The organism is Porticoccus sp. GXU_MW_L64 (assembly GCF_052983295.1).
In genome coordinates this window covers 1-4672 of sequence record NZ_JBRKJK010000032.1, presented here as the reverse complement: position 1 = coordinate 4672, position 4672 = coordinate 1, and the positions used below count along the sequence as shown (strand labels likewise).

Annotated in this window: 2 protein-coding genes; both read right to left on the bottom strand. The window is 53.7% G+C overall.

Features of this window, described 5'->3' with window-relative positions; all coding sequences use genetic code 11:
• Positions 1-722 precede the first annotated feature (722 nt).
• The gene (gene xerC / locus ACVBEJ_RS14430) at positions 723-1682 is read right to left on the bottom strand and encodes a site-specific tyrosine recombinase XerC (protein WP_447130336.1); all 960 of its coding nucleotides are present in this window, start codon (positions 1680-1682) and stop codon (positions 723-725) included.
• A gap of 1 nt (position 1683) precedes the next feature.
• On the bottom strand, positions 1684-4635 hold the full coding sequence (locus ACVBEJ_RS14425; RefSeq protein ID WP_447130335.1) for a CHC2 zinc finger domain-containing protein: 2952 nt from the start codon (positions 4633-4635) through the stop codon (positions 1684-1686).
• Between the last annotated feature and the right edge of the window lie 37 nt (positions 4636-4672).

The window sequence follows — 4672 nt, the reverse complement described above, 5'->3', positions numbered from 1 at the left end:
CCATTTAATGACCCCGACGCACTTGTCGTAGGCGAAGGCGGTTTTCCCCAGAGGCATCAAGGTGTTAAAGAGCAATCGCGCGAAGGCTTTACGACCATACCCCAAAAAATCCCCAGACGCACTTTTTTCCTTAGCCGCTGTTTTTAGTGGTGTTGCAGGGGCGCGGCAGCGCCCCTGTTTAGCAGCTAAAAAAGGATAGGGGTTTAGCGAAGGCGGCGAGGATGCAGGCCGCTGGCTTTTTAGCGGCCTGCACCGCAGGTGCCCACGCGCGGCGCTGGAGGGTGGGCAATGTGATTGACTGATTCCGCGCGTAACGCAGAGGACTTGAGACAACGGTTATAGAGAGTGCCTTTGGCGGCTTGCCGCACCTTTAAAGCCACAGCGGCATTTACACATAATGCAAATTATGCGGCGCAGCGGACAGTGGGTTGTGTGGTGTGCCGGCCTTACATTGCTGGCTATTGGGATGGCCCTGCCCGGCGCACGACATAACCCACTGCGCATAATTTCAGCATTATGTTAAGTGCTGCTGGGGCGGTGAAGCCCCACGCCTGGGGCGCGCCCTGCAAGGCGCTGGCGCCTGGAAGCGCGGGGGTTGGTAAATGGATAAATGCCGCTGGACGCATGTAGCCCTGGCAACCGCTTTGCCGTTTTTGCACAGCGGATGGCAGGGCTTGATGTGACCAGCGGCTGCCTTATCGTCTCTGCCATCCTTCCACTCGCTACTCACTCTCCCGCCCTTCCACCTTCGCCGGATGGGTCGCTTTATGGATTTCCTTCAATTTCAGGATCGACACCTGGGTATAGATCTGCGTGGTCTCCAACTTGCTGTGCCCCAATATCTCCTGGATATATCTAATGTCCGCACCATTCTCCAGCATATGGGTTGCCATCGCGTGTCGGAACAGATGGCAACTGCCAGTTTTATTGAGATTGGCTCGATCAATGTATTTTTTGACTCGTCGCGATATGCCCTCATTCGAGAACCGCTCACCGTACTGGGTCAGGAACAGCGTCCAGTCATCTTCTCCGGCCACCAGTTCGGGTCTGACACCGGCCATATACCGCTTGACCCAATCCAACGCCCTGTCACCAATGGGCACCACGCGATCTTTCTGACCCTTGCCCTGCTCCACAAACACGATGCCTCGTGCCTGATCGATACTCTGCACGGTCAGGTTCACCAGCTCCATCCGCCGTATTCCGGTGGAGTACAACACCTCCAGGATCGCTCGGTCTCTCAAGCCATAGGGATCGTTAATATCCGGCAGATCCAGGATGCTATCAATCTCCTGCTCCGTCAGTATCGCTTTCGGCAGCCGCCGCTGTTTCTTTGGTAACTGCAACTCACTGGCTGGGTTGTAGAGGATATAACGCTCGCGGGTCAGCCATTTAAAAAAGCCCTTTATAGCACTGAGTCTTACACCCTGGGTATGGGTCGAGATAGGCTCGCCATTACTCCGCCGGTAGTACACCAGGTAGCGTTGATAGCGACTAAGGATGGGGTAAGTGATTTGCTTGGGCTGGGTCAGCCCTCGATCTGAACACCACTCCGTAAACAAGCGCAGATTCGCTGTCCAAGTCTTGATTGTCGTCTCGGTATAACCCTGGGCTCGGCAGCTAACAAAATAGCGGTTCAGGTGGTTGGCAAAGCTCTCCGGGTCGGCTGGTTCGTCGGCCATTTCACTGACCCGCAGCCTGAGCAGCTAATGGGGTTGTGCAACTACGGTACGACCGGCTGTTGTTTTTCAACGTAGTAGTGTTTTCGACGCCAACCCGACTACTTTCACTAAAACCATTGCCATTACTGGGCTGTAGCGACTTTACCGACTCCGACCGCCCCCCGACTTGGGGCCGACCACGGGGCGACTTCTCTTGATTTACCCCCGACTTCTTTCTGTCGTACTGGAGTTTTTGGGTATCAATTAAACCCATTACCTGTGGTTGATCGCTCTCACTGCCATCAAACAGCAATTCGTATTCGTAAGACTGCCCACGCTTTCCTCGATGGCTTAACAGATATTCCATTTCCTCCAGCCGACTCAGATGCACTTTTAATTGGGTGTTGCCCCAACTGGTGTATTCCCGAACATCCCGGCGGCTAAATCGATAATCACGCTGTTCAATACTGTCCGCCTGGCAAGCCTCTCGCACCATTCCCTGGATCAACCGCAACAGCTTTCGAGTCTGGGCCGGCAGCTCATCCAGGGTGCGCCCAAGCACTTCATGGGCCAGCCGATTGGCGGTTTCGATATCACTCAGCTGCACCTCCACATACTCCAGATCCTTGCCAGCGTGGTTAATAGTTTTTACTTCTCTCTGGTACTGGTGCAGCAAAGCAATACTGTCGATCAGTGTCAGGTATTTTTCATGGTCTCGGCGGGTACGGGTTTTGTCATCGAGGAAGGTCAGCTGATCGGCGTAGGGATTGATAACCGCCAGCGGCCGTAACAGGCGCTGGGCATTGCGATGAAGAGCAACCAAACGATCTTTCTCTAATTTGGCCTGCAAGCCCTCAAGAGTCCGCCTCCGACGTTGCGCTTCGTGGATGGCCCGAGTCTGTTCCCTGGATTCATTCACCGTCAACACCAAACAACGATTTAACAGCTCCTCGTCGATATCAATGGCGGTAGTGGTCAGGAACAACATCACTGGCCCTTCAACGCGATACTCCCTTGTTACCAGCTCTCCGGTGTCATCATCTTTCCCGGTGCTGGCAATAGTGATCTCCCCCTCCGATTGCAACAGCTTGAGGGCGTAACTAGCATTGCTGGCCCCTTCTTCCTCCGCAATCGCCAGTATCTTGTGTTTTAAATTGGTCTCGCCCATATAGAACAAGGATTGCCCTGTCATGGCCGAGTACTGCACCCGTTCATCCTCCGGCATCAGATTTAACACCGCATCCATCAATGAGCTTTTACCAGCGGCACTGGTACTCTGGATTATCACCGCCAGTGGTTTATCTAATTTGCGACTCCCCGCCGCCAGATAGCCCACCAGCTTGTTCACTTCCTCACCCACCACACCACAGCGGCTAAAGTCGGTGAGGATGCGATTAAGCAGTTCAGGATCACGCAACAACTCCAGGGCCTCGGTTTGTTCAGCTTCACTCAGGGTATGGCTAACAGCCTTCTCATCACTGACACCACCAATCAACTGTTCCTGCAATTCCTCCAGCTTTAACAACACCTTGCCCAGGTCGGCTTTTAACGTGCTTTCCTCCACCGACAACTCCAGCGCCGCCACCTTGATAAACCCCTGCCGATGCCTGGCCGAGTACAGATCAAAGCTATCCACATGAAGCCCTGATTCGTTACTGGCCAGCACATTGACCTTTAACACTTCGTAGTTTTTGTTCTTCTCAAGGCCACGCACCCGATACTTGCGATCACCAAAGGCAAGGTGGATTTCCTTGTCGGAGATGTCAGCATCAACAGACACACCAGGCGCGTCAGGAACAGCCGCCGCTGGTGGCAAAGGTTCGGATTCAACAACAGTGGATTCAGCAGCTAATGAAGAAGGCTCCTCCCCCTCTCCAAGCCACTGCGCCGAACGGATTACAACTCCCAGGCTTTTACTGGCGGGGGTGACTTCAAGCGCGTAACTATTCGCGTCAGCACTTTTTGGGAAGTTCAGGCGATAACAGGCAAAGCCTTCTTTTTGCAGTCGAACAGCCAGATTTTCAGCAGCCGTATTTCCGGCCTCATCCCGGTCGTAAGCAATCAACACGCGCTCGATATCGCACTGTTTAAACAACGCCAAGTGATCGTCCGTAAAACCCTGTGTGCCGTAGCTGGCCGTCACATTCCGATACCCCGCACACCAAAACGTCATCGCATCAATCAAGGCTTCACACAAGATCACTTCTTTCTGATCGGCCAGACCTTCCGCATTCCACACACCCGCATGAGGGCCAGGTAGATACAGGTGTTTCGGCGTCCCCTTACGAAGATCGTCCCGTATTTTCCGGCCATACAGTTCCACCACATCACCAGAGGCATTAAACACAGGCACAACGAACGACCCATTAAAATGCTCGTGGCCGGATGACCGATAAATACCGATTTCCTGCAACGTGCCACGCAACGCATCCCCCGCCTTGGTGCGCTTTGGTGGCAATCGATACCCCAGCGTCCGGTTGGCGTAGCCCAGCTTAAAACGCTCGACCAGTTCCGGGTTATTCAATCCACGGCTTTCCAGATAGGCCAACGCCTCCGGGCTTTCCTTCAATGCTTGATGGTAATAATCCAATACCTGGTGCAGCAGAGGTTGCACCTCGGCATCTTCTGATAGCAGAGAGTCTAATTTCTTGGCCACGGAGCGTTTTACCGGCTGGGCTGGAGCGGCTAAAACAGAGGCATCGGATTGCAAAATTTCCACAGCGTGGCGGAAGCTGACACCCTGGGTCTTCATCACCCAGTCAATGACTGAACCGGCGGCACCACAGCCAAAGCAATTAAACAGGTTGGTGGATGGGCTGATTATCAGGCTGGCCGTCTTCTCCTCGTGGAACGGGCAGCAGATCGCGTAATCCTTGCCCTGCTTCACTGGCTCATAGCCTTGGCTTTCGATCAGGTTCAGCAATGACACCTCGTTTTTTAGCTTCTCGATCTGCTCTGCCGGTATTCGTGCCATAACTGGATTTTCTCCAAAATGCGTCAAGACTCTTTAA

Excerpts from the sequence above, each read along its gene's own strand:
- xerC (WP_447130336.1), bottom strand. The coding sequence starts at position 1,682 with ATGGCCGACGAACCAGCCGACCCGGAGAGCTTTGCCAACCACCTGAAC.
- ACVBEJ_RS14425 (WP_447130335.1), bottom strand. The coding sequence starts at position 4,635 with ATGGCACGAATACCGGCAGAGCAGATCGAGAAGCTAAAAAACGAGGTG.